The organism is Undibacterium sp. GW821-FHT11H02 (assembly GCF_058808015.1).
In genome coordinates, this window is record NZ_JBXARG010000020.1 from 82,267 (window position 1) to 103,434 (window position 21,168).

Here is a 21,168-nt window from a genome sequence, read left to right on the forward strand (position 1 = left end):
TTTGGCGGGTCTTTTTCCTGCTGTTCTAAAAAAAAGCTGACAGGGTTTTATTGACGTACGCGCTTCTTCGCGCCCGTCGCTTTACTACTTTTTGCTTTGTAACCAGGTTGACCTGCAACGCCAGGGAAGCCAGGTTTGGCTGCTGGTTTAGTTGGTAAGCCGACTACCGCAGATTTTTTTGCTGTGGTGGTATCGCTGATTGTTGTGTCGCTTATTGTTGCGTCGCTTACTACGGCGTCGTTTATTGTCTCGGCGGGTTCTGTTTTTTTCACTTGTCTGACCTTGCTCGGTGGTTTTGTCGGAATCGTTGTGGCCGTTACGGCTGCTACTTCTGCTTCTACCGTTTTGATTGCTGGTGTTGATGTTTTACTACGCTTAACTTTTACCGTGTCTGTTGGCGTTAGCGATGCATCTGGAGTCATCATTGGCTTTGTTTGCAATGACTTAGTCTCTGTTTTTGCTTTACTCTTAGTTTTAACTTCAGTTGCAGCGATCGTGCTTTCCACTTCTTGTTTGTTAGCACTTTTTACGGGTACTGTGACGGCCTTGACCAGTGTTGCTTTCACGGGTCTATTCACAGTCTTACCTGGAATCTTTTTTTCCAGGTTTATTGTTTTCAATTCCGCTGCGGGCGTAATATCGATCAGACTCTCCTTTATCATAGGCGATAAAGTCTGTTCTAAGGCAAACATTTTTTCATGAATTTGCTGAGTCAAACTGTGAGCGGCGTGCCAATAGTGTTGTGTCTGTTCTGCACTGGCATGTAATTGCGCCGATAACAGCATAAAAAATTCTTGAGGGTCTTTGACTTGCCACAGGCTGCTGTAGAACTGTCCCCAACTCTCGCAGGCAAGTTGTACGGTTTGCGCTTGCAACTCAGCGCTGCGGTCAAATTCTTCGCTGATGGATTGGCTAAGGCCACTGCAAGCTGCGAATTGCTGCTCAATAGTCTGTGGATGAGTGTTAAACAACTGATTTGCTACGAAAATCATGGTTTCCTCCATCATCAATAAGAACGAAATAGGTGTTGAGTAAGTATGAAACAAGTTTTAAGGAGGGCATTGAGCTAAGTCTAAAACTGGTGACATAGGCCAAATGATGCAAAGACAGCGTTCAAGTCGAAAACCAATTTACCCGAATATGCGGCATCGCAACATAGCAAATTGTAAGCTGAGAATAAGGAAATAGCGAGATTTGTTGATTATTTTTGCTGCTTTGCGTCAGGACTCGCCGAAAAGACCCTGGCGACGCCTATCTTTCGTCGGATTGACCACATCACCTAGCCGCAAATCAACGTAAAATTCAGCTTTTCTTTCCTCTTGGTGTTTCCTATGCCCGATTTACAACCAGATTTACATCACTTGCGTGAGCAATTGCGCGCCTTTGTCGCCGAGCGTGAATGGCAACAATTTCATACGCCTAAGAATCTGGCCAGTGCTTTGGCTGTTGAAGCCGCCGAACTGTTAGAGCCTTTTCAATGGTTGAACAATGGTGAACTAGCCGAGTTGAATGAGGCAACACAAACAGCGATACGCCACGAAATGGCTGATGTCTTAAATTATCTGGTGATGCTGGCGGATCGTCTGAATGTCGATCTGATCGCAGCGGCACAAGAAAAAATCATTTTGAATGCGCAAAAGTATCCGGTCGATCAGGCGCGTGGCAGCATCAAAAAATATACCCAACTAAAATAAAAGAATAGGGCGAGCTAGAAACAGCGCAAGAAAAACCCGAAAAAAACGAACAATAGGACAGATAAATGATACAACTGATCAGCCAAAACACGTTACAAGACCTATCCGCACAAGCGAGAGTTAGCCCACGTCTGCGTAAAAATTTGAATTTTCATGCGAACAATGAGGCGCAGTGTCATCGCCTCTTGAATGCTTTGGAGCCTGGTACCTATGTGCAGCCACATTGCCACGTTGCACCAGAAAAGGAAGAAAGCTTGATCGTTTTGGCTGGCTGTATAGGCTTATTGATTTTTAATGCGAATGGAGAGATTTTGCAAAAAGTACGCTTGGCACCGGGCACTGAGAATTTTGGCGTGACGATACCAGCAGGCGTGTTCCATAGCATGGTGGCTTTGCAAACCGGTTCAGTTTTTTTCGAAGCAAAAGCGGGTCCTTATGTGGCGATCAGTGATGCCGAAAGAGGTTCATGGGCGCCGCATGAAGGCGACGCACGCTGTGCAGCCTATCTGGACTTTATGCAGCAACAATTTGACTGAATATCAGATGCCAGAAGTCATAACTAAGTTATAGGTCGGGTGCGTTCTATAAAGGCACGATGTGGATATTCCGCTTCAGTGATAGGAAATCCCCGCTCGCTAAGCCAGACACAAGCCTCAGCTAATTCTGAAAAATAAGCGACGCGCGGATCGGCAAAGGCGCCGGTTTGCTGCTGATGAATTTTTTGTTTAAGTTTGTTAGGTAGCACCAAGGCAAGGCAAGCGCAGTTGTTCTCAAATGCCCAGACACGCATAGTGCGTATCATCTGTAAGCTGCTGGCGCCCGACATTTCCCAATTTTCCGCATTAGTCAAACCCGCCCAAGGTGCATCTAAGGGCGCTTTTTCCTGAGTTTCCTTAAATACCGCTAAAGTGCCTTCTTCATTGAAGATACCCGCAGTGCTGCGCACCAGAATTTGGCGTATGACTGTAATTTCCCAATCGCCGTGGATTTTCATGCTGAGATTGAAGAGGAAAGTGAAAAAAGTTGAGCTTTTGGTTTGAATTTATGGCGCCAGTTTTTGTGGCGATTTTGTATAACGACCCATTGCGATTTTCTCTGGTTCGCTGAGCTTGCGCAAAACACATTCTATACCTGCTTCTGCCACCGGCGTTAAAGTTTGATCAAAGCGGCCCAAACGATAACGATAATTGGCGTCGAGTAATTCCAGTTTTAGTAACTGAACCTGATCAGTGAATTCGGCGAGTAATTCAAATAGATTGATCGATTTGGACGACCAGCTTTTTTGCTTGTGCAAGGTAAAAGTCCATTTGTGGTCACTATTAAAGCTGGAAGGGAAAATTCCCTGTTCATACAAGTCTTCATCGGGGATGGTAATCACCATATGGCCATTGGGTTTCAGTACTCGCAACCAATGTTGCAAAGCGACTTTGGGATCTTGCATATGTTCGAGGCAATGGCTGGAATGCACAAAATCAAGGCTGGCATCTTTCACACTGGCGAGGTACTGGGCATCACCATCGGGCATATCCCAATTTTTGACTTGGCGCATTAAGGGAAATAGTTCCGCATATTGGCTGATAGGATCTGGCCCACAGCCTATATCGATGCCGTTACCCACAAAATAACGTGTACTAAATCGGTTGTCATGTAAACGACGGGACAGTGCTTTACTCGCTTCATGCATAAGGAACCTCAATGGAGATAGCTATTTGTTCAGTTTGACCGCTGCAGTCAAATTTCAATCTTGCCAGCTCGCGGTCGGGGCTAACAAAAATAGTACACGAAGCGCTCTAATCTTGAAACTATTTGCTATTGATTACTCTCATTTTTCATAGACAAATGCTGAGAAGTGTGAAGGTATATTGTTGGAGGTATAAGAAAAGTTCCATCGGTTGACCGAAGCTGCCGGATTCTTCTAAGGTACTGGTCAGTAATACCACTTAGGGTATCTAAAAAGACTTGCCAGAAGCTTTTTGTCCGATACCGATTCGTGCCGTAGTCTTCGCTCCATGTTGTTCCAACCAGTATTAACAAGCTGAGGTTCAAACACAAGACGCAAGCTAGACTTGACTGCTGCGTCGCGTTCTTTAGACGTTTTCAAATTTCAAGAATTTTATTTTATTGAGGTCATTATGTTGAAGAAAAATTTGTTGGTATCGATTTTAGCAGTTGCTGGTTTGATGATAGGCGCTAGCGCATCTGCACAAGTGTATGTAGGTGCGACGGTTGGCCAGTCTAAATGGAACGATGACTGCAAAGCTACGACGAAGTGCGATACTAGCTCCACAGGTTATAAAGTATTTGGTGGCTATAACATCGACAAAAATTTTGCAGTAGAAGCGAGTTATTTCTCTTTAGGAAAAATTTCTGCAACAGCGAGTGTTGGACAAACCACTGCAAGCGCCGAAGTTAAAGGCAATGGCTTTGAAATCGCTGGTGTTGCTAAACACGACTTCACTGAAGAGTTCGGTGGATTTGCGAAGTTAGGCGTGGCGCGTGTCAAAGCGGACGCAAACTCTGTGGTTCCTGGCTTAGCGAGCTTTTCACAAGATACGACATCAACGCAGCCAGTATTTGGCTTGGGTGTAACTTATAAAATATCTAAAGAAATCGCATTGCGCGGTGAATTCGAATCTCGTCGTGCTAAGCTGGGCAATGATAAAGAAACAGTCAACAACTTCTCAGTCGGTGTGCAGTATAGCTTCTGATCAATCTACGATGAGTTAGGTTTTCCTAAATAGGTCTTACCGGTTAGACACGCAATCCTATGCCATAGATTGCGTGTCTTTTTTTCGTCAGTCGCTTCGCTGCTCACACTAAATTTAATTGCACGTCGATGTTGCCCCGTGTCGCATTGGAATACGGGCAAACTTCATGCGCCTTTGCGATTAGGGCTTCGGCAGCGCTGTGCTCAATTCCTGGTAAGGAAATATTCAAAGCAACTTGCAAGCCAAATCCACCTTGTCCATTGGGGCCTATCCCAACTTCACCCGTGATGCTAGTGTCTGCAGGCAAGCTTTGCTTGGTTGCCGCCGCGACAAATTTCAATGCCCCGATAAAACAAGCAGAGTAACCAGCAGCGAATAACTGTTCTGGGTTACTACCTTCACCACCCGGTCCACCCAATTCTTTTGGCGTACTAAGGCTAAGGCTCAAACGTTGATCGTCAGAGACGGCGCGACCATCGCGGCCGCCAGTTGCAGTGGCACGTGCTGTGTAAAGTATTTGCATAATAAACTCCTGATAAATAGTAAAAATGATTTTTGATGCTATTTCGCTTGAAGCCTAAATTGCATCATCTTCTTTAATCGCGTCTGTAGCTTAGATAGAATGATATCGTGCAATTAAATTGTGTGCAATCTAATTTTAAAAAATTGTTTCTATCGCCTTAATAGAATTCATTGATACGCTAGCAAAAGATGGAGTGCGCCACACGCACCATTCTGAAAATGAGTAGTTATGATGCCTAGATGACGTGCAAAGTATGCCTTGCGTTGGTTCTTTGCCTATGCGATAAAAGCAGTACTTAAAGCCTATTCTTACAAAATTACAGTCGGCTCATTCGTCTAAATGCCGGTTTAATTCATTACGCAATTGTTGCAATTCGCTACGAAGTTGGCTTAAATTGCTGGTGCTGAGGCCGCTGGCACAAAGGATTTTTGCTGGGATTTCTTCTGCTGTTTTGCGCAGCGCTTGTCCACTCGCAGTGAGTGTGATTCTAACTTGGCGTTCATCTTCGCTGTCCCTTTCCCGTTTCAAGAGAGACGCGCTTTCCAGCCTTTTTAAGAGTGGCGTCAGTGTGCCTGAGTCTAAGAACAATAACTCACCAATTTCTTTGACGAGTAACTTGTCTTGTTTCCAAAGAACTAGCATCACCAGATATTGCGGATAGGTCAAACCAAGCTGGTCGAGCAGCGGTTTGTAAGTTTTTGTCATTGCCAGTGAAGTTGAGTACAAAGCAAAACAAAATTGGTTTTCTAGTGCAAGATAATCTGACGCGAGGGATTTTTTTGATTTCATATGGTGTACCGCAATTCGTTCTCGCATTATCAGACTTCTTCCGTGCTTAATCAATCCTTGTCCCAAAGTGAACTAAGCCAAAACAAATGCCTATTCAGAAATAGGCGGAAACCGTAGTGTTACACTTAAACCACGTTCTTGCAGACCAATCCCCAATTCCAGTTCTGCGCCATGTTGAGTGGCTATATTTTTGACGATTGATAAGCCCAGACCGCTGCCCGATGCATTGGAATTTGGCAGGCGAAAGAAACGCTCAAAAACTTTACAGTACAGCTCGCTTGGAATCCCCGGTCCGGTGTCGCTGATCTGTAAAAATGCACGACCATCATTGGTGCCACAACTGAGTAAAATTTCACCGCCAACCGGCGTATAACGCACCGCATTATCGATCAAGTTACGTGTCAAAATCTGCAGGCTGTCTGGGTTGATCATGCAGCTCGCTGACTCGAATTGCGTGTGAAAATTTAATCCGGTTCTACTTGCAATTTGCCGCCATTCTGTGATTTGCTTTTGCAGACACTCTTGTAAATTGAGACGACGTAATGCGGGATCAAGACCATGTTGAGGGTCGAGTCGTGACAAGGTCATTAGTTGCTCCACCAAGCGAGTGGCGCGATCTACGCTGATGAGGAGGCCGTCCGCCGCCTCTTGTCGTTCAGCATCATTGCGCGCTCTTTGTATGACTTGCAAATTTGCTTTGATGGCCGCTAGTGGAGTGCGCAATTCGTGTGAAGCGTTGGCGGTGAATCGCTGTTCCTGATCCATGGCATGGCTCACGCGTTCGAACAAATGATTGATGGCGGTGAGTAGTGAATGTAATTCCGTTGGTGCTCCAGCCAGATCAACTTTGCCTAAGTCGTTTGGCGTTCGTTTAGCAACCTGATCAGCTGAATCTTGTAAGGTACGAAAAAGGCGATTAATCGTCCACCAGATACCCGCTGTCATCAAGGGTAATACCAGTAATGTGAACAACAGTAATTTGTAAGCGAAGCGACTACTAATGTCTTTGCGGTGGCTGGTTGGTTCTGCAACTTGTATTTGTAATTGGTGCGAGCTATTCCAGATTGAATAGGTACGCCAAGGTTGATCATTTAATTGTGTCCAGCCGAAACCGGAATGCCGCTCCGTCGATATAGCCGACATAGGTGCCGCCTGATTTTTGTACATGAGTTTACCGCTGAGATCCCAAATTTGTAGTAATAAATATTGATTATGCTTTTCTACATTTGCTTCACTCAAGGGATGCTCTAGTGTCGGTTTGTCGCTCACTTCGTGATCCGCTAACGTCAATAAAAGATGCGCTGTTTCTGCCAAAGACTGATCGAATAATTCCTTACTTTCCTGATCCGCCTCGATGTAGACCACGATACCGCTAAATCCCCAAACTGAGAGCGTGATAGTTAACAGCATGGCGATTAAAGTGCGTCTTAACGACCAGCGTTGCGGTATTGTTTTATTCATGATCTTGGTTTTCGTAATAGCCATTTCAACTCTGATTTTCTTTATCAATGACATAACCAACCGCATGTAAGGTACGGATTAGATCTTTACCCAATTTCTTTCTGAGATGGTGAATGTGCACTTGTATAGTATTGCTTTCTATTTCATCGCCCCAGCTGTATAGCGCTTGTTCAAGCTGATCTTTGCTGACGATCTGTCCCAGATGCTCTAATAGAAAATGCAAAATATTGAATTCCCGGCTGGTTAAACTGATGGATTCACCGTGTAAGCTGACTTGCCGCGCCGCGGCATTTAAAGTGATCGCTTTATGTGTCAATAATTCATTGCTGCGTCCTGCCAAGCGGCGCCTGACTGAGCGTATACGAGCGGCCAATTCATCTAAGTCAAATGGCTTGATGATGAAATCATCTGCACCCGCATCGAGTCCAGTAACTTTGTCTTTAACCTGATCGCGCGCGGTGACGATGAGTATCGATTCAGTAAATCCAGAGGCTCGCAATTGGCGCAGTAAGCTCATGCCATCCTTCTGTGGCAGACCTAGATCTAATAACAGACATTGATAGTTATGCAGCTGGATGGAAGTAAGTGCAGCTTCTGCAGTTTGTACCCAATCGATAGCATAACCCGCCTGATCGAGACCAAGTTGTGTGGCGCGGCCTAGCTGTGGATCATCTTCAATTAATAGTATGCGCAATATGGTTCTCCGGCTTGGTCTTGGTATGACATCCACAACGTGCTTGCTCTGCACCAAATTCTTATTTTAAGGGGGACTTGTTAAGAAGTCCTTAAGAACTTCGCTTTAAGATGAACTCATTCCTCTTTTTAATTAGCTTAATTACTAGCCTACCATGTCTACACATTCAAGCATTCGACAACAAATCAAGAAAATTTTTCTTGTCACATCTATCAGTATGATCGCTATGAGCTATCCCGCTCAGGCGCAAATCGAGGCGCAAATTTCTATGACTGCGCAACAGATTGCCCGCTCAGGTATTAGAACAGAAGCAGCGGTTTTCTCGGGTGCTAGCACAGGCCCTCAAGCGACTAATGTCAGCGCGACGACCGGAGTTTTATCTGACAAAGGGCTGCGTTTATCTGGCACGGTGGTGAGCTCGCCTGCTGCTACCCAATTGTTGAGTGCATTCGTAACAGGTACGGTACAGGCCATACACGTTAATCCATTACAAAATGTCAAAGCGGGCACCTCAATCCTCACTTTGTTCAGTCCGCAACTGCTTGAAATGCAAAGAGAATATTTGCAGTTGGCGACACAGCATCAGTTGGCACAAGAAAAGTTAGCGAGAGATGACGCACTTTTCAAGGAGGGCATTATTGCCCAAAGTCGGGTGCAAGATAGTCGCGCGCAAGCCGTCCACGCTGAGGTCGCGATGAGTGAGCGCCAACAGACTTTACGCGCTGCGGGTATTTCTGATGCCAGCTTAAAAAACATGTTAAGAACCAGATCCCTGTCGCCCAATCTAACGATAGTCGCCAAGAGTAGCGGTACGGTGCTTGATTTAACTCCGCAGTTAGGGCAAAGAATAGAAGCTGGGATGCCAATTGCCAAAATCGCTGGCAATGCGGCCTTTTGGATAGACTTCTTAGCTAGTCGTAGCCAACTCGAGCAAATCCGTGTCGGTGAATTATTACAAATTAAAAATTGTGGTACAGCCAAGGTAATGGCAATTTCGCCGCAACTCGATAGTAGCAATCAAAGTGGTCTAGTGCGTGCACAAGAGATGCAGCATGATGGATGTATTCGTTTGAATCAATTTGTCGAAGCCACGCATCTCGGTAGTCAAGTGATCAAAGATAGTTACGGTGTGCCTGCCACCGCAGTGATCCGTAGCGACAATCAACAATATGTCTTCGTCCGTAATAGCAATGGTTTTGAAGCAGTAAAAGTCAATGTGGTGAGTGGTTCGCCCGATAAAGTTTGGGTCACAGGGAATTTGGGTAGAAGTGCTCAAGTCGCCACTCAAGGTATCGTTTCGCTTAAAGGTGCTTGGCTAGGGCTGGGGGCTGAAGATGCGCCCGCGATAACGCCAGCAGCGGTGACGAGTAACCGCGTCAGCGTAAAAGCGAAAGAAAATACAACTAGCGAGAAGAAATAATGTTAGCGCGTCTGATAGCTTTTTCACTAGCGCAGCGTTTGCTGGCATTGGTTCTGACTGCGGTATTAATCGGCGCAGGTTTTCAGGCATTTCGTCAATTGCCGATTGATGCCTTTCCTGATGTATCGAGCACTCAGGTGAAGTTGATTATGAAGGCGCCGGGAATGACGCCTGAGGAGGTCGAAACTCGCATCGTCGCGCCTATAGAACAAGAATTGCTAGGCATTCCGCATCAGGTGATTTTACGTTCGCAATCAAAATATGCGATTGCTGATATTACCTTGGATTTTCAGGATGGCACTGACGTCTATTGGGCACGTCAGCAAGTCGGCGAACGTCTCAGTAGTGTGATGAAAGATTTACCTGCGTCGGTCAGCGGCGGCATGGCGCCAGTGACGACGCCTCTCGGCGAAATCTTTATGTTCACCATAGAAGGACCACTCAGTCTGATGGAGAAGCGCACTTTGTTGGATTGGACTATCCGCCCACAATTACGCAATATCGCTGGCGTGGCGGATGTGAATACGCTGGGTGGCTTAGTCAAGAGTTTCGAGGTGATACCCGATCCTGTCGCTTTAGCCGCACGCAAAGTGTCCTTGCAACAGTTGCAGGAAGCATTAGAGGCAAATAATCGTAACGATGGCGCCGGGCGTTTAAACAGTGGTGAAGAGTCGCTGTTAGTTCGTAGTGATGGCAGCATACGCAGTCTGGAAGATGTAAAAGCGATAGCGATACAACACCGTGACGGGCAGGCAATACGCATTGGCGACGTGGCGAATGTGCGCATAGGACAGATGACGCGTTACGGCATGGTGACTAAAGATGGCAATAACGAAGCGGTAGAAGGCCTGATCTTGAGTATGCGTGGTGCGAATGCGCAAAAGGTTGTCGCGCAGGTCAATGAACGTCTGCAACTCATAGAAAAAGTCCTTCCTAAAGGTACAAGCATTAAGACTTTTTATGATCGTGGCAATCTGGTCGAACGTGCCGTCAACACAGTGATTAAGGCATTAGCAGAAGCAACGATACTGGTCGTCATTCTCCTTTACCTGTTTCTTGGCAATGTACGTTCTGCTCTGGTGGTGGCCTGCATTTTACCTCTAGCTTCTCTCGGCACCTTTGTACTGATGAATAGCTTTGGTTTAACTGCTAACTTAATGTCATTAGGTGGTTTGGCAATTGCGATCGGTATGCTGGTTGATGCAGCAGTCGTGGTGGTTGAAAATATCGAAGCCCACGGTGCAGACAAGGAAAGACCTAACTTCTCGCAGTTGCACATTATTTATCGTGCAGTACGAGAGGTGGCAGTGCCTGTGACAGCGGGTATGTTGGTGATTATGATCGTCTTCTTGCCTTTACTTTCCTTACAAGGATTAGAAGGGAAATTGTTTGCACCGGTTGCATTGACGATTACGTTTGCCTTAGCAGCCTCTTTGCTGCTGTCTTTGACGGTGATTCCAGTGTTAGCTTCCTTTTTAATGCAAACCCATCATGGCGAACCACCTTGGTTAGTACGCAAATTGGAAGTAGCCTACAAACGTGTTTTGACGCTCGCTTTGGCGCAGGCAAAAAAAGTGATGATAGCCTCCGCCGCTACCTTGCTAGTGACAGCAATGATATTTCCGTTTATAGGAAAATCATTTATGCCTAGTCTGGATGAGGGTGACATCATTATGCAAATCGAGAAGCTGCCTTCCATTAATTTGCAAGAATCAGCCAAATTGGATATGGCAGTGCAACGCCGTATTTTAGAAAAGGTACCCGAAGTAAGTAGCGTCGTCGCTCGCGCTGGTTCGGATGAATTGGGGCTCGATCCCATGGGATTGAACGAGACCGACACCTTCTTGGTATTAAAGCCGAAAGCACAATGGCAGGCGGCGAATAAAGAAGCAATCGTCGACAAACTGCGCAAAGTCACACATGAATTTCCCGGCATGAATTTTAGTTTTACCCAGCCCATAGAAATGCGTACTTCAGAGATGTTGTCGGGTGTCCGTGGCGATCTGGCGATCAAAGTGTTTGGGCCCAATAATCAAGTGTTGAGCGAACTAGCCGAAAAAATCGTCAAGACGGTAGAAGGGATCGCGGGTAGCGAAGATGTACTGACGGTAAAAAACGCTGGCGTGCAGTATCTGCAAGTCGATATTAATCAAGAAGCCGCTGGTCGATTGGGATTAAGCGTAGATCAAATTCAGAACGATTTGAGGACGATGGTTGAAGGGCGCCAAACCGGCATCGTCATTCAAGATGGTCATCGCATTCCTTTGTTATTGCGCGGCAGCGACTACTTGCAAATGTCGGCAGAATTATTTCAACAAATTCGTCTGCCTATCGCAGATGGTACTTCCATCGCACTAAGTCAGATCGCGGACTTGAAAATGGTGGATGGTCCTGTCAAGGTAGAGCGAGAAAATTCCTCGCGACTAGTGGTCGTGCGTGCCAATGTACGCGGTCGTGATCTGGTTGGTTTTGTCGACGAAGCCAAAGCCAAAGTCGCAGCACAAGTGCAACTGCCAGAGGGATATCGCTTGTCTTGGGGTGGCCAATTTGAGAATCAACAGCGTGCCGCAGCGCGCTTGGGTGTGGTGGTGCCGATTGCTTTGGCGCTGATCTTTTTCCTCTTGTTCGCTACTTTGGGTAGCGTACGTCAGTCGGTTTTGGTATTCGTCAATATTCCTTTCGCGATGGTTGGTGGTGTGTTTGCATTGGCGGTGACGGGTGAATACTTATCGGTTCCCGCATCGGTAGGATTCATTGCCTTGATGGGTATTGCGGTGTTGAATGGTCTGGTGATGATTACTTATTTTAATCAATTGGTTGCGCGCGGTGTGGCCCTAGAAGAGGTCGTATCGGTCGGTGCATTACGACGTTTTCGGCCTGTGATGATGACGGCGAGTATTACGGCATTCGGTCTGATTCCTCTTTTACTTGCGACGGGACCAGGGTCGGAGATCCAGCGTCCTTTGGCGATAGTCGTGATTGGTGGGCTCGTGTCGGCCACGGTTTTGACTTTGATCTTATTGCCTATTTTATTTCAGCGTTTTGGCGTCGCAAAATCTGAGCTTGAGTCGAATTCTATAGCGAACAGAACGGAGACCCACATATGAATGAATTACCTAACTATGACAGCATGTTGAGCTTGGCAATGCCTGTCACTTTGGTCGATGAAGTAGCAGATTTTTTATTACTCAATCCACAGTGGGCAAGCGGTTTTTCTATGCTCGATGCTCAGGGCATGGGGCAAGGTGCAGCCTTGAGTTCTGCGATGGAAAAAGTACAAGGTCGCTGCAAACGCAAGTTGATTTTAGTCGTTGGAGAGCAACAGAATCTGCAATTATTATTGGAGGCATTAGGTGGAATTATTAAAAATAGTGGCGTCGCCTATTGGATCACGCCGGTCAGTCACTTTGGGAGATTTTGATGACTAAACCTATAGTGAAAACCGCGCTTAGTATCTCGGCTAGTATCTCGGCTAGCATCGTGGCCAGTGTGGCGCTGTTGTTTGCTGCTAATGTCGCTTTGGCGCAAGAAAATGCATTTTCCGTATTGCCAAGCGAATCTCAGGTCAGAAAAGTTTTTGAAAACTTGCCTCAATTACGTTCAGCAAGAATGGGGCTCGAGTTGGCGGGCAATCAGCAAAAACGTCTGGAAGCCGGACACTACGAATGGACTGCTCGCATCGGTCTCAACCGTCGCAGCGATCAAGTCGGTGTATCTTTTCAAGAGCAAGAGTTCAGTTTAGAACGACCGCTTCGTTGGTTTGGCAAAGCGGAAAAAGATAAAGCTTTAGGTGCCAAAGGCATAGAGCTAGCACAGTCTGCTTACGCAGATGTATGGCACGAGACTAGCCGAAGCTTGATGAAAGAGTGGTTCGACGCCGTCAAGGAGAGTGCGGCGGTTCAACTACTACGTCAGCAAGTAGAGCTGACCGAACAACTTAAGTCGATTGCGGAAAAACGGGTAAAAGCCGGCGATGCGGCGCGTTACGAGCAATTGTCGGCACAGACTGAGCTACAGCGGCTGCGTTCATTACTTCAGCAAGCGGAACAACGCGAGGAGTTGGCACTACAAATATTAAAGGCGAACTATCCGGGTTTGCCTTTGCCTGAAGTGAAACAATTACCTCAGCCTAAGTTGAACACCATGAGTGCAGAAGTTTGGATGCACAAGATCATGGATGATAATCATGAATTGGAATTAGCTCAGGCAGAAGCGGCCTATGTTAGTTTGCAAGCGGCTCGTGTGGAGGGCGACAAGGTCCCCGATCCGACTTTTGGCATACGTTCTAGTCGTGAGCGCAATGGTCAGGAGAAGATCTTGGGTTTTAGTATCTCCATGCCTTTTCCCGGCGAAGCGCGCAACTTAGAACGAGGCTCCGCCCAATTACGCGCAAGAATGGCGAATGAAAAACTACAGCAAGTGCAAATGAAAACCACGTTGGCCGCGCAAAAGGCGATTACCGATAATCAGCGTCATTATGCCAATTGGCAGACTCTGCAAAGTCTGCGGCAACAGAGCCAGGAGCAAGCACAACTGATGCAAACTGCCTATAACTTGGGTGAATTGGCAATCGGCGATGCTATCAATGCCAGAAAGACGGCACTTGACGCAGCGATGGCAGCCGACGCAGCGCAAATTGACGCATTAGCGAGCTATGCCCGATTGCACTTGGATGCGCATTTGATATGGGCGCTGGACTAGATGGATGTGAGAGGGCAGGTCATATGCTGTCGATTGTGCAGCCGAATATGCAGTTGAATATGCAGCCGAATATGCAACCGAAAAAATAACTGCGCCTAAGTACGGAAGCGCACAGAAGCACAAGTCTTAGCCTGCTATTCTGGTTTGCATCAATATCACATTCACCCGGAGCAACGCTATATGACTATGACTCAAACAAAAAAATCCATACATCCTTTGATCGCTATCGCAGCGGGTTCATTGATTGTCGTTAGTCTGGTCGGCATCGCTGCGATGACGGGAATGCTGCCAAATTCAAATGGCGAACCGAAATCAGATTCAGCCAAGGCAAGTGTGACGCTTCCTGAAAACAATGGTTCCGGCCAATCAAGCAACAAAGAATTGGCCAAAAATTCTACGTCCAAAAATGCAGAAAAGCTGATTTGCCAACAATGTGGCGTGGTCACATCGGTTCGTAGCTATGAACAAAAAGCGCAGTCAGGCAGTGGCGTTGGTGCAGTAGCGGGTGCTGTTTTAGGTGGTGTGATCGGCAATCAAGTCGGTGGCGGTAATGGCCGAAAAATTGCTACCGTTGCCGGAGCCGTAGGCGGTGGTTATGCTGGTAATGAAATTGAAAAAAGCCGCAATACACATACTGTCTATGAAGTGACCGTGAAAATGGAAAACGGCGATACTCGCACCTTTAAACCAAGTAATAGACCAGACTGGCGCTCAGGTGACCGCGTGCGATTGACCGATGGTCGTTTGGTGAGTAATGACTAAGTTGGAATTAAGCTAAAAAAGCTATCCAATATAAAAGCAAACATAAAGCGACGATTTGATTTTCAAGCCGTCGTTTTTATTTGCTCTCAGCGTGCGGCAATGTCAATACGCTATGCGCCACCAAGTCCAAAGCAGGGCGCACATTGCCTTGTTTGTCGGTCCAGACTTTGGGTGTTAAAGCACCTGATAAACTCAAACTCGCACCATCCTCCATACTCAGCAAAGTCTCACGCACGACATCGTTGAAAGCAATCACGTTACAAATGATGCCATCGCCATCGTCCGTCATTGCTTTGACTTTACAAGTCACGTAGTGAGAGTTTCCATGGCCGGTTCTTTGTTCTGCAATGCCATACAGGCGTCCTGCAATCAGTGCATCTATCATTTTGATTGTTCCGTTGACGAAATTGGAAACGAATTATAGTCCCTGGGTCCCGGCAAGTATTGCATGTTTCGATTTCGGTACAAAATGAGATTGATTCCGAGGATGTCTATCAATTAAAGAACTCGAGCGTATCATGCTGTTTTTATTAAGTAGCATACAGCGCCTCCGCGACAGTTTTCAAATCATAGCCTTGAATAAACTGATCAGAAATAGTCAAAATAGAAAACAGATTTCTTTTCAAATCATCTTCAGAAAGGTCGCCGTCCTTCAATGCGGTTTGCAATAAATGTAGAGCCATGTCCGCGAGTAGTAATCTCTGCTTATCAGCCCAAGCAGCTTCGCCACGTTTTGCCAGATTCTGTTGATACGAAGTTTCAGTCAAATCATGTGCGGTTCTAGCCATGGCTAGAATTTCTTTTTTTTGCGTTTCATTCATATCGAGGAATCTTCAATTAATGTGGGCTGTTTGGTCGTCATGGTCTGCGACACTTTGTCGATGAGATGCTCCGGCAATTCGGCCTCGGCCTTGACGATGATTGTCAAATGTACCTAATGGAAAATCAGATTAATACCCACTTCCACACTATGCAAATAGGCATGACTATGTGGAAATTATCCACTACACTTGTCAACATGACTTTTTCGTCCCATTTCCTTAATGCCAGAATGCAGAAGTGTATCCCCAAATCGCATAGCACTATCAACTTGCCCGCTCAAAATGCGCTAGATGAAGGCGTGAATGAAATTAATTAAGTTGCCAATTCTGCTTATGTCTAAAAACTGGTTAAACCACCTTTAGGAGTTTGCTGTGCTACAAAAACAAAAGCACCACCTTATGATAGTCGTGCTCGCACTAGCACTTGGTATTAGTTGTGCACAAACGAGTCGTGCGCAGAGCACCACGTCTCCGCAAAAATCAATAGTCACTCCTGAAGTTCCTCCCTCTCTACCGCGTCCGATTTTGCCTCCACTTGTTCGGGTGGGCAAAGCCGAACAAGCCATTCAACTCGAGCGCTTAGAAATCAATACCGTGATTGCCGGCAGCATGGCGCAAACCAGTGTAACGATGGTGTTTTACAATCCGAATAATCGCGTACTTGAAGGCAATTTGGAGTTTCCTCTGCACGATGGACAAAGTATTACTGGTTTTTCGCTCGACATCAATGGCAGACAACGCGCTGCAGTTCCAGTAGAAAAAGCCAAAGGCCGCCAAGTATTTGAGGAGATTCAACGGCGCGGAGTGGATCCTGGTTTGCTCGAAGTCACGCAAGGAAATAATTTTAAATTACGCATCTTTCCTTTACCCGCGCAGGGCAGACGCACCGTAGAAATACAACTCGCCCATGTTTTGCAAAACAAGAATGGGCAGTGGCAATTGCCTCTTGCTTTAGCAAGTTTTAAAGGAGCGAAATCGTCACGCATCACGATTAGAAGCACCAGTGAGAGTAGTAATGCATACGCTACTTTAGCTGCGAAAAAATGGCACTTCAAACAAGAAAGAAAAGAACGGGTATTGCAATTAGATGATCAAAATCTCAGTCAAAACAGCCCCTTACTGATACACATAGCGGATACACAAAAAACACAAAGCTTCATTCAAGAATTTCAAGGACAAAGCTATTTTTTAGCTGAAGTTAAATTAGCCAATGCTTTACAAGCACGCACCTTACCCAAGGTAATAGGGCTGTTGTGGGATAGTTCCAGTTCAGGAAAAAATCGCGACATCCAAGCCGAGCTCTATGAATTAGATCTGTATTTCAAAGCGGTTGCCAATGCCGAAGTACGACTCACACGTTTGCGTGATCGTCCCGAAGACACTGTTGGCTTTTTCATTAAAGATGGCAATTGGACTGGCTTGCGCAAGGAATTGGAAACTACTATTTATGATGGCGCTAGTGCCTTGGGTGATTGGAAAGTAGAACCTCAGGTCGAGGAATATTTATTCTTCAGTGATGGTTTACTCAACTACGGAAAAAATAGTTACCCGATTTTAAACAAAGACCAGCGACTATTTACACTCTCTTCAGCCAGTAGCATCAATAGCGCCAGCCTTAGCACCCTGGCACAAGAAAACGGTGGGCGTTATATTCATATCCAACGTGAGCATGCAGGACAAGCCGCGCAAGCATTACTGCATGAAGGTGTGCGTGTACTCGATGCGACGGGAAACAATATCAGCGATCTGCATTTTGAAAGTAGGACGCCGAGTGGAAATTTGCTACGTATCAGTGGTATTTTGCGCGCGCCGGCTAGTACATTGGAATTGCGTTTGATGGATCAAGGAAAAATAAGCAAACGTCGACTCAGTATCCACAGTGAGGCGCCTAAGCATCCTTTGGCTGCCCATCTTTGGGCGCGCTATCGTTTGCAAAATTTAGAGGCGAACCCGGAAGGTTTTCGTGGTGAAATTCGTCGTATCGGTCAGCAATTTAGTATTCCCACCAGTGAAACGTCTTTAATCGTTTTAGAAATGGCGAGCGATTATGCACGCTATAACATCACGCCACCAGAAGAGTTGCGTAAAGAAGTCGAGCAATTGCAAGTGCAATCTGAACTGGGCATAAGCAAACAAAAACAAAACAAACTTGAAAGTATTGTCCGCCAATTTCAAGGAAAAGTAACTTGGTGGGAAACGGATTTCAGTGAAAAGATTCTGGCCTATAAAAAAACGCTTGCGGCAGCGAAAGTTCGTATTGAGGAACAAAGAAATGCTCAGTCCGAAGTGAGTGCAAGAGCCGTCAATGAAGCATCTAGAATCGAATATGCACCTGCGCCAACACCTGCTCGCCCATCTGAGCCTCCTATGATGCCCATCGCCATGGTAGCGGCACCATCTGAACGTGCAACAGAAATGTCCAGTGTCACTGTCACAGGCTCGAGTATCCGCGCCACAGACTCGCGAGAAGTGACAGCAATCGTTAGTGCTAACAAGCAGCTCAGCATCAACATGAAAAAATGGACGTCGGATGCGGCGTATATTCGTCGTATGAAAGAAGCGGACAAAGCGAATTTGTATTCAATCTATCTCGATGAAAAACCTAGCTACACCAATAGCAGTGCGTTTTTTCTAGATGCGGCTGATATGTTATTTGAAAAAGGAGAGCGTGCCTTAGCCTTACGTGTACTTTCCAACTTGGCAGAAATGGAATTGGAAAATCGTGCCGTTCTACGTATCTTAGGCTACCGATTATTGGAAGCGAATGCAGCCGACATTGCCTTACCGATCTTCGAGAAAATTACCCACATCGCGCAAGAAGAGCCGCAATCATTCCGCGACTATGGTTTAGCACTGGCAGCCAATAAACAATATCAAGCCGCCATCGACAATCTTTATCAAGTAGTGCAAGGGCAATGGAATGGTCGATTTGTCGATATCGAATTAATAAGCTTAGCTGAAATGAATGCCATCATCGTTCAGGCGCAAACGCAAGGTATTGATCTCAATCTGAGTGCGATCGACAAACGACTATTGAAGAATCTTCCACTCGACATTCGCGTCGTCATGACCTGGGATGCGGATAACAGTGACATGGATTTATGGGTCAGCGATCCCTTAGGTGAAAAATGCTACTTCGGTCATAATGCGACGGCGCAAGGTGGACGCATGACCCGTGACGCGACACAAGGTTATGGGCCAGAAGAATTTTCACTACGCAAAGCTCTTCCCGGTAAATACAAAATTGAAACCAACTTCTACGGCAACCGCCAACAAATCATCGCCGGTGCAACGACACTGCAAGTCAAACTCATTTTGCACTTTGGCACATCCAAAGCACAGGAAAAAATGCTGACGTTACGCTTACAAGAAGCGGGCAGTACGGTGTTTGTGGGTGAATTCGACGTGGAATAAATGTAGCTTTCACCAATAAAAAAAATTGATAGACCTTATTTGAGCTGCTGATTAAATAGCCAGTCACGCCACCAGTATCCAGGATAGGTATCGGACGGTGGCTGATGTTTCAGCCCTTTGTATTCTCTCAAGGTGACTTGCTGCCCGCCTAGATTAGCAATCGCTTGGACGAAGCGTCGATCAGCGGTAATCTGATTTTCTAAGTCGGCGTCACCATGAATTACGATGATAGGGAGATTCGTAAAAATGCTCGCTAGAGAGTTGGGCGGTGCGACGCCACACATGGGGACAATGCCCGCAAACATATCAGGCGCGATGCTTGCTAGCAGCCAAGTTGCTGAGCCACCCATAGAAAATCCCGAGGCATAGATACGTGATTTATCCACGGGATTCGCTGCGCTAAATTGCTTAATTAGCTCAACTGTGTCATTCAACATAGCCGAAGGCACGGCATGTTGATCTGGCGACGCAGGACCGTAGTTCGCACTTCTGATAGCAAACTGTGGAATCAAAATAAAAGCCTGATACCGATCGCGAACATCCGGCATTGCCCAGCTTTTTGCCAATCGGTCTAATTGCCTTAGATTGTCAGTCCCGATTTCTCCTGAGCCATGCAGTTGCACGACCAGCGGATAAATTTTTCCTGGAATTAGTTTTGATGGGCGCAGCAAGCGATAGGGCAATTGCGCACCGCGTGATGAGGTAAAAATGACGCTCTCAAATTGGTCGGCGGATACCGTGTTGAAAATTTCTCGTGACAGGGGAGTGGGGTTGTCTATCAGTTCTTGTTTTGGGGTGACGCTTGCGCAGCTTGTCAGGGCTGCGCAGAGGAGGAAAATGAGTGTTTTTGTTTTTTTCATTGATTGGGTTGTGATTATTTGATTTGAAGTTTAACTATTGAATTGTGGAACGCGTCTTTTCTTTTGGCACCACACCGATGAGTGGTCATGTACGAATTCACGGATAAAATCGAAAGATATTCTTTAGCTTTAAGCTTCAACTAATATTGCCCTACATATTCGAATTCTTTTGACGCAGGAGGAAACCACGATGGAGGCCGTAAATCTTCTTTCCTAACTCCATACTGAATTTCATCTTCGGCATCGTACATGTCAAAGCTGATGAATTCATCTTCCAGAAGAAAGTGGTGAGCACTTTCCATATCTTCAAAACCATAACATTTGTCTTCATCTTTTACATCGAATTTAACATCACAAGTTCCGTCGGAAAATTTTCTAAGTCTTGCCCAGCACTCACCAGGAAAGGCGCATTCATCTAACCACCATTCCTCCAAAACGAGGCTTTTGTTTTTGTAGAACTCATTTATGTTCATCGCACTTAACTTATATCAAAGTGAAAAATTTCTAGTCACTTATTTTGTTTATCTATTCAAAGGATTTTGACATTCTCGCTCGATCATAATCAAGGAGGAAGCTATTATGCTTTACGTATAGTTTTCTTAAAAAATCCTTATTTGGCCCAATTATATCCATACCTCTATCATCATAAGGATGCACTAATACACGATCTTTAAAATTGAAAATGTATACGTCACAACGGGGATTGGGATGCAAAGATGGGAAATCTACTGTAAAAGCGCACCAAAATAAACTCTGTAGTTTCGTTGTCGGTAATTGAAACGCAAGGCTTATCCACCATTCTTCAATGTCCTCATCAAACCTGTCTTCGAATGGAACGGGGTCAAACCAAATTTCACGCTCTTCTGGAATTGCAATACCCGCATTTTTTAGTTCACGTAAAACTTTGCGCAGTGCGAACTTATCATTCCCAGCGAATCTCCGCAAACAAACGGTTAATGAATCAACTGCATCAAACAAATCTTCACAAATCAGCGCGGCTTTTCGTAATGCTGTCAGCACCTGCTCTAACGGTTCTCCACCTTCCGATAGTTCAAACCGTAAACTGTCTGGGTGCGCATAGAACAGCGCATCCCCGCACACTTGAATCCCAAAAATGTCCTCGATTGACCTACTAATTTTTGGATTCATGATGATCCTTAATGCTTGCATAGCACTGTTCACAAACAACGGAGAAATCGCAAAATTTTCTAAACCGATCTGTCATATCTTCTTCGAGCAAGAACCACTAGTGTCCGGTTAAATTGCAATAAAAGCTTAAGAAACACCATAACGGCGCGGGTTCCAGCTCGATTTTGTTTGG

21 protein-coding genes are annotated in these 21,168 nt (G+C 45.8%); 9 read left to right on the forward strand and 12 right to left on the reverse strand.

Annotated features, from left to right (window positions below; translation table 11 throughout):
- Window positions 1-47: 47 nt before the first annotated feature.
- Window positions 48-992: a phasin family protein gene (locus tag AC1RR2_RS17600; RefSeq protein WP_493223582.1), complete on the reverse strand. Its 945-nt coding sequence runs from the start codon at window positions 990-992 to the stop codon at window positions 48-50.
- A gap of 339 nt (window positions 993-1,331) precedes the next feature.
- On the opposite strand from AC1RR2_RS17600, the gene AC1RR2_RS17605 reads away from it, so the two are divergent.
- Window positions 1,332-1,694, forward strand: coding sequence for a nucleotide pyrophosphohydrolase (locus AC1RR2_RS17605; protein ID WP_493223583.1), 363 nt, complete (start codon window positions 1,332-1,334; stop codon window positions 1,692-1,694).
- A 65-nt stretch (window positions 1,695-1,759) separates the two neighbouring features.
- Complete coding sequence (locus AC1RR2_RS17610; protein ID WP_493223584.1) at window positions 1,760-2,230, forward strand: WbuC family cupin fold metalloprotein; 471 nt, start codon at window positions 1,760-1,762, stop codon at window positions 2,228-2,230.
- 23 nt (window positions 2,231-2,253) lie between these two features.
- Here AC1RR2_RS17610 and AC1RR2_RS17615 read toward each other — a convergent pair whose 3' ends face one another.
- Together AC1RR2_RS17615 and AC1RR2_RS17620 are read right to left on the reverse strand one after the other, a co-directional pair.
- A complete protein-coding gene (locus tag AC1RR2_RS17615) occupies window positions 2,254-2,688 on the reverse strand; it encodes a hypothetical protein (RefSeq protein ID WP_493223585.1) in 435 nt (144 codons plus the stop codon).
- Window positions 2,689-2,736: 48 nt separating this feature from the next.
- Window positions 2,737-3,378 (reverse strand): methyltransferase domain-containing protein, encoded by a 642-nt coding sequence (locus AC1RR2_RS17620; RefSeq protein ID WP_493223586.1) that lies wholly within the window; start codon window positions 3,376-3,378, stop codon window positions 2,737-2,739.
- 448 nt (window positions 3,379-3,826) lie between these two features.
- Here AC1RR2_RS17620 and AC1RR2_RS17625 point away from each other — a divergent pair, with 448 nt between their 5' ends.
- Window positions 3,827-4,402, forward strand: a complete 576-nt coding sequence (locus tag AC1RR2_RS17625) for an outer membrane beta-barrel protein (protein ID WP_493223587.1) — start codon at window positions 3,827-3,829, stop codon at window positions 4,400-4,402.
- A 103-nt stretch (window positions 4,403-4,505) separates the two neighbouring features.
- On the opposite strand, the gene AC1RR2_RS17630 is transcribed toward AC1RR2_RS17625, so the two are convergent.
- The 4 genes from AC1RR2_RS17630 to AC1RR2_RS17645 form a co-directional block, all read right to left on the reverse strand.
- Window positions 4,506-4,925, reverse strand: coding sequence for an organic hydroperoxide resistance protein (locus AC1RR2_RS17630; RefSeq protein ID WP_493223588.1), 420 nt, complete (start codon window positions 4,923-4,925; stop codon window positions 4,506-4,508).
- 327 nt (window positions 4,926-5,252) lie between these two features.
- Window positions 5,253-5,714 (reverse strand): MarR family winged helix-turn-helix transcriptional regulator, encoded by a 462-nt coding sequence (locus AC1RR2_RS17635; RefSeq protein WP_493223589.1) that lies wholly within the window; start codon window positions 5,712-5,714, stop codon window positions 5,253-5,255.
- 90 nt (window positions 5,715-5,804) lie between these two features.
- Window positions 5,805-7,199, reverse strand: coding sequence for an ATP-binding protein (locus tag AC1RR2_RS17640; protein WP_493223590.1), 1,395 nt, complete (start codon window positions 7,197-7,199; stop codon window positions 5,805-5,807).
- Window position 7,200: 1 nt separating this feature from the next.
- A complete protein-coding gene (locus AC1RR2_RS17645) occupies window positions 7,201-7,869 on the reverse strand; it encodes a response regulator (protein ID WP_493223591.1) in 669 nt (222 codons plus the stop codon).
- Between the two features lie 154 nt (window positions 7,870-8,023).
- Here AC1RR2_RS17645 and AC1RR2_RS17650 point away from each other — a divergent pair, with 154 nt between their 5' ends.
- The 5 genes from AC1RR2_RS17650 (at window position 8,024) to AC1RR2_RS17670 (ending at window position 14,752) form a co-directional block, all read left to right on the forward strand.
- A complete protein-coding gene (locus AC1RR2_RS17650) occupies window positions 8,024-9,289 on the forward strand; it encodes an efflux RND transporter periplasmic adaptor subunit (RefSeq protein ID WP_493223592.1) in 1,266 nt (421 codons plus the stop codon).
- A complete protein-coding gene (locus tag AC1RR2_RS17655) occupies window positions 9,289-12,396 on the forward strand; it encodes an efflux RND transporter permease subunit (protein ID WP_493223593.1) in 3,108 nt (1,035 codons plus the stop codon). Before AC1RR2_RS17650 ends, AC1RR2_RS17655 begins: the two co-directional genes overlap by 1 nt.
- Complete coding sequence (locus AC1RR2_RS17660) at window positions 12,393-12,710, forward strand: DUF3240 family protein (RefSeq protein ID WP_493223594.1); 318 nt, start codon at window positions 12,393-12,395, stop codon at window positions 12,708-12,710. The genes AC1RR2_RS17655 and AC1RR2_RS17660 overlap by 4 nt, the downstream gene beginning before the upstream one ends.
- Entirely contained in the window at window positions 12,710-13,990 is a 1,281-nt protein-coding gene (locus tag AC1RR2_RS17665; protein ID WP_493223595.1) for a TolC family protein, read from the forward strand. The genes AC1RR2_RS17660 and AC1RR2_RS17665 overlap by 1 nt, the downstream gene beginning before the upstream one ends.
- A gap of 180 nt (window positions 13,991-14,170) precedes the next feature.
- The gene (locus AC1RR2_RS17670) at window positions 14,171-14,752 is read left to right on the forward strand and encodes an outer membrane lipoprotein (protein ID WP_493223596.1); all 582 of its coding nucleotides are present in this window, start codon (window positions 14,171-14,173) and stop codon (window positions 14,750-14,752) included.
- A gap of 76 nt (window positions 14,753-14,828) precedes the next feature.
- On the opposite strand, the gene AC1RR2_RS17675 is transcribed toward AC1RR2_RS17670, so the two are convergent.
- Both AC1RR2_RS17675 and AC1RR2_RS17680 read right to left on the reverse strand, forming a co-directional pair.
- Complete coding sequence (locus tag AC1RR2_RS17675) at window positions 14,829-15,137, reverse strand: single-stranded DNA-binding protein (RefSeq protein WP_493223597.1); 309 nt, start codon at window positions 15,135-15,137, stop codon at window positions 14,829-14,831.
- Between the two features lie 145 nt (window positions 15,138-15,282).
- Window positions 15,283-15,573 (reverse strand): hypothetical protein, encoded by a 291-nt coding sequence (locus tag AC1RR2_RS17680; RefSeq protein WP_493223598.1) that lies wholly within the window; start codon window positions 15,571-15,573, stop codon window positions 15,283-15,285.
- A 372-nt stretch (window positions 15,574-15,945) separates the two neighbouring features.
- On the opposite strand from AC1RR2_RS17680, the gene AC1RR2_RS17685 reads away from it, so the two are divergent.
- Window positions 15,946-18,987 (forward strand): DUF2135 domain-containing protein, encoded by a 3,042-nt coding sequence (locus AC1RR2_RS17685; protein WP_493223599.1) that lies wholly within the window; start codon window positions 15,946-15,948, stop codon window positions 18,985-18,987.
- A gap of 35 nt (window positions 18,988-19,022) precedes the next feature.
- Here AC1RR2_RS17685 and AC1RR2_RS17690 read toward each other — a convergent pair whose 3' ends face one another.
- The 3 genes from AC1RR2_RS17690 to AC1RR2_RS17700 form a co-directional block, all read right to left on the reverse strand.
- Window positions 19,023-19,847, reverse strand: a complete 825-nt coding sequence (locus tag AC1RR2_RS17690; RefSeq protein ID WP_493223600.1) for a carboxylesterase family protein — start codon at window positions 19,845-19,847, stop codon at window positions 19,023-19,025.
- A gap of 140 nt (window positions 19,848-19,987) precedes the next feature.
- Window positions 19,988-20,320, reverse strand: a complete 333-nt coding sequence (locus AC1RR2_RS17695) for a hypothetical protein (RefSeq protein ID WP_493223601.1) — start codon at window positions 20,318-20,320, stop codon at window positions 19,988-19,990.
- A 52-nt stretch (window positions 20,321-20,372) separates the two neighbouring features.
- A complete protein-coding gene (locus tag AC1RR2_RS17700; protein WP_493223602.1) occupies window positions 20,373-20,996 on the reverse strand; it encodes a DUF3885 domain-containing protein in 624 nt (207 codons plus the stop codon).
- Between the last annotated feature and the right edge of the window lie 172 nt (window positions 20,997-21,168).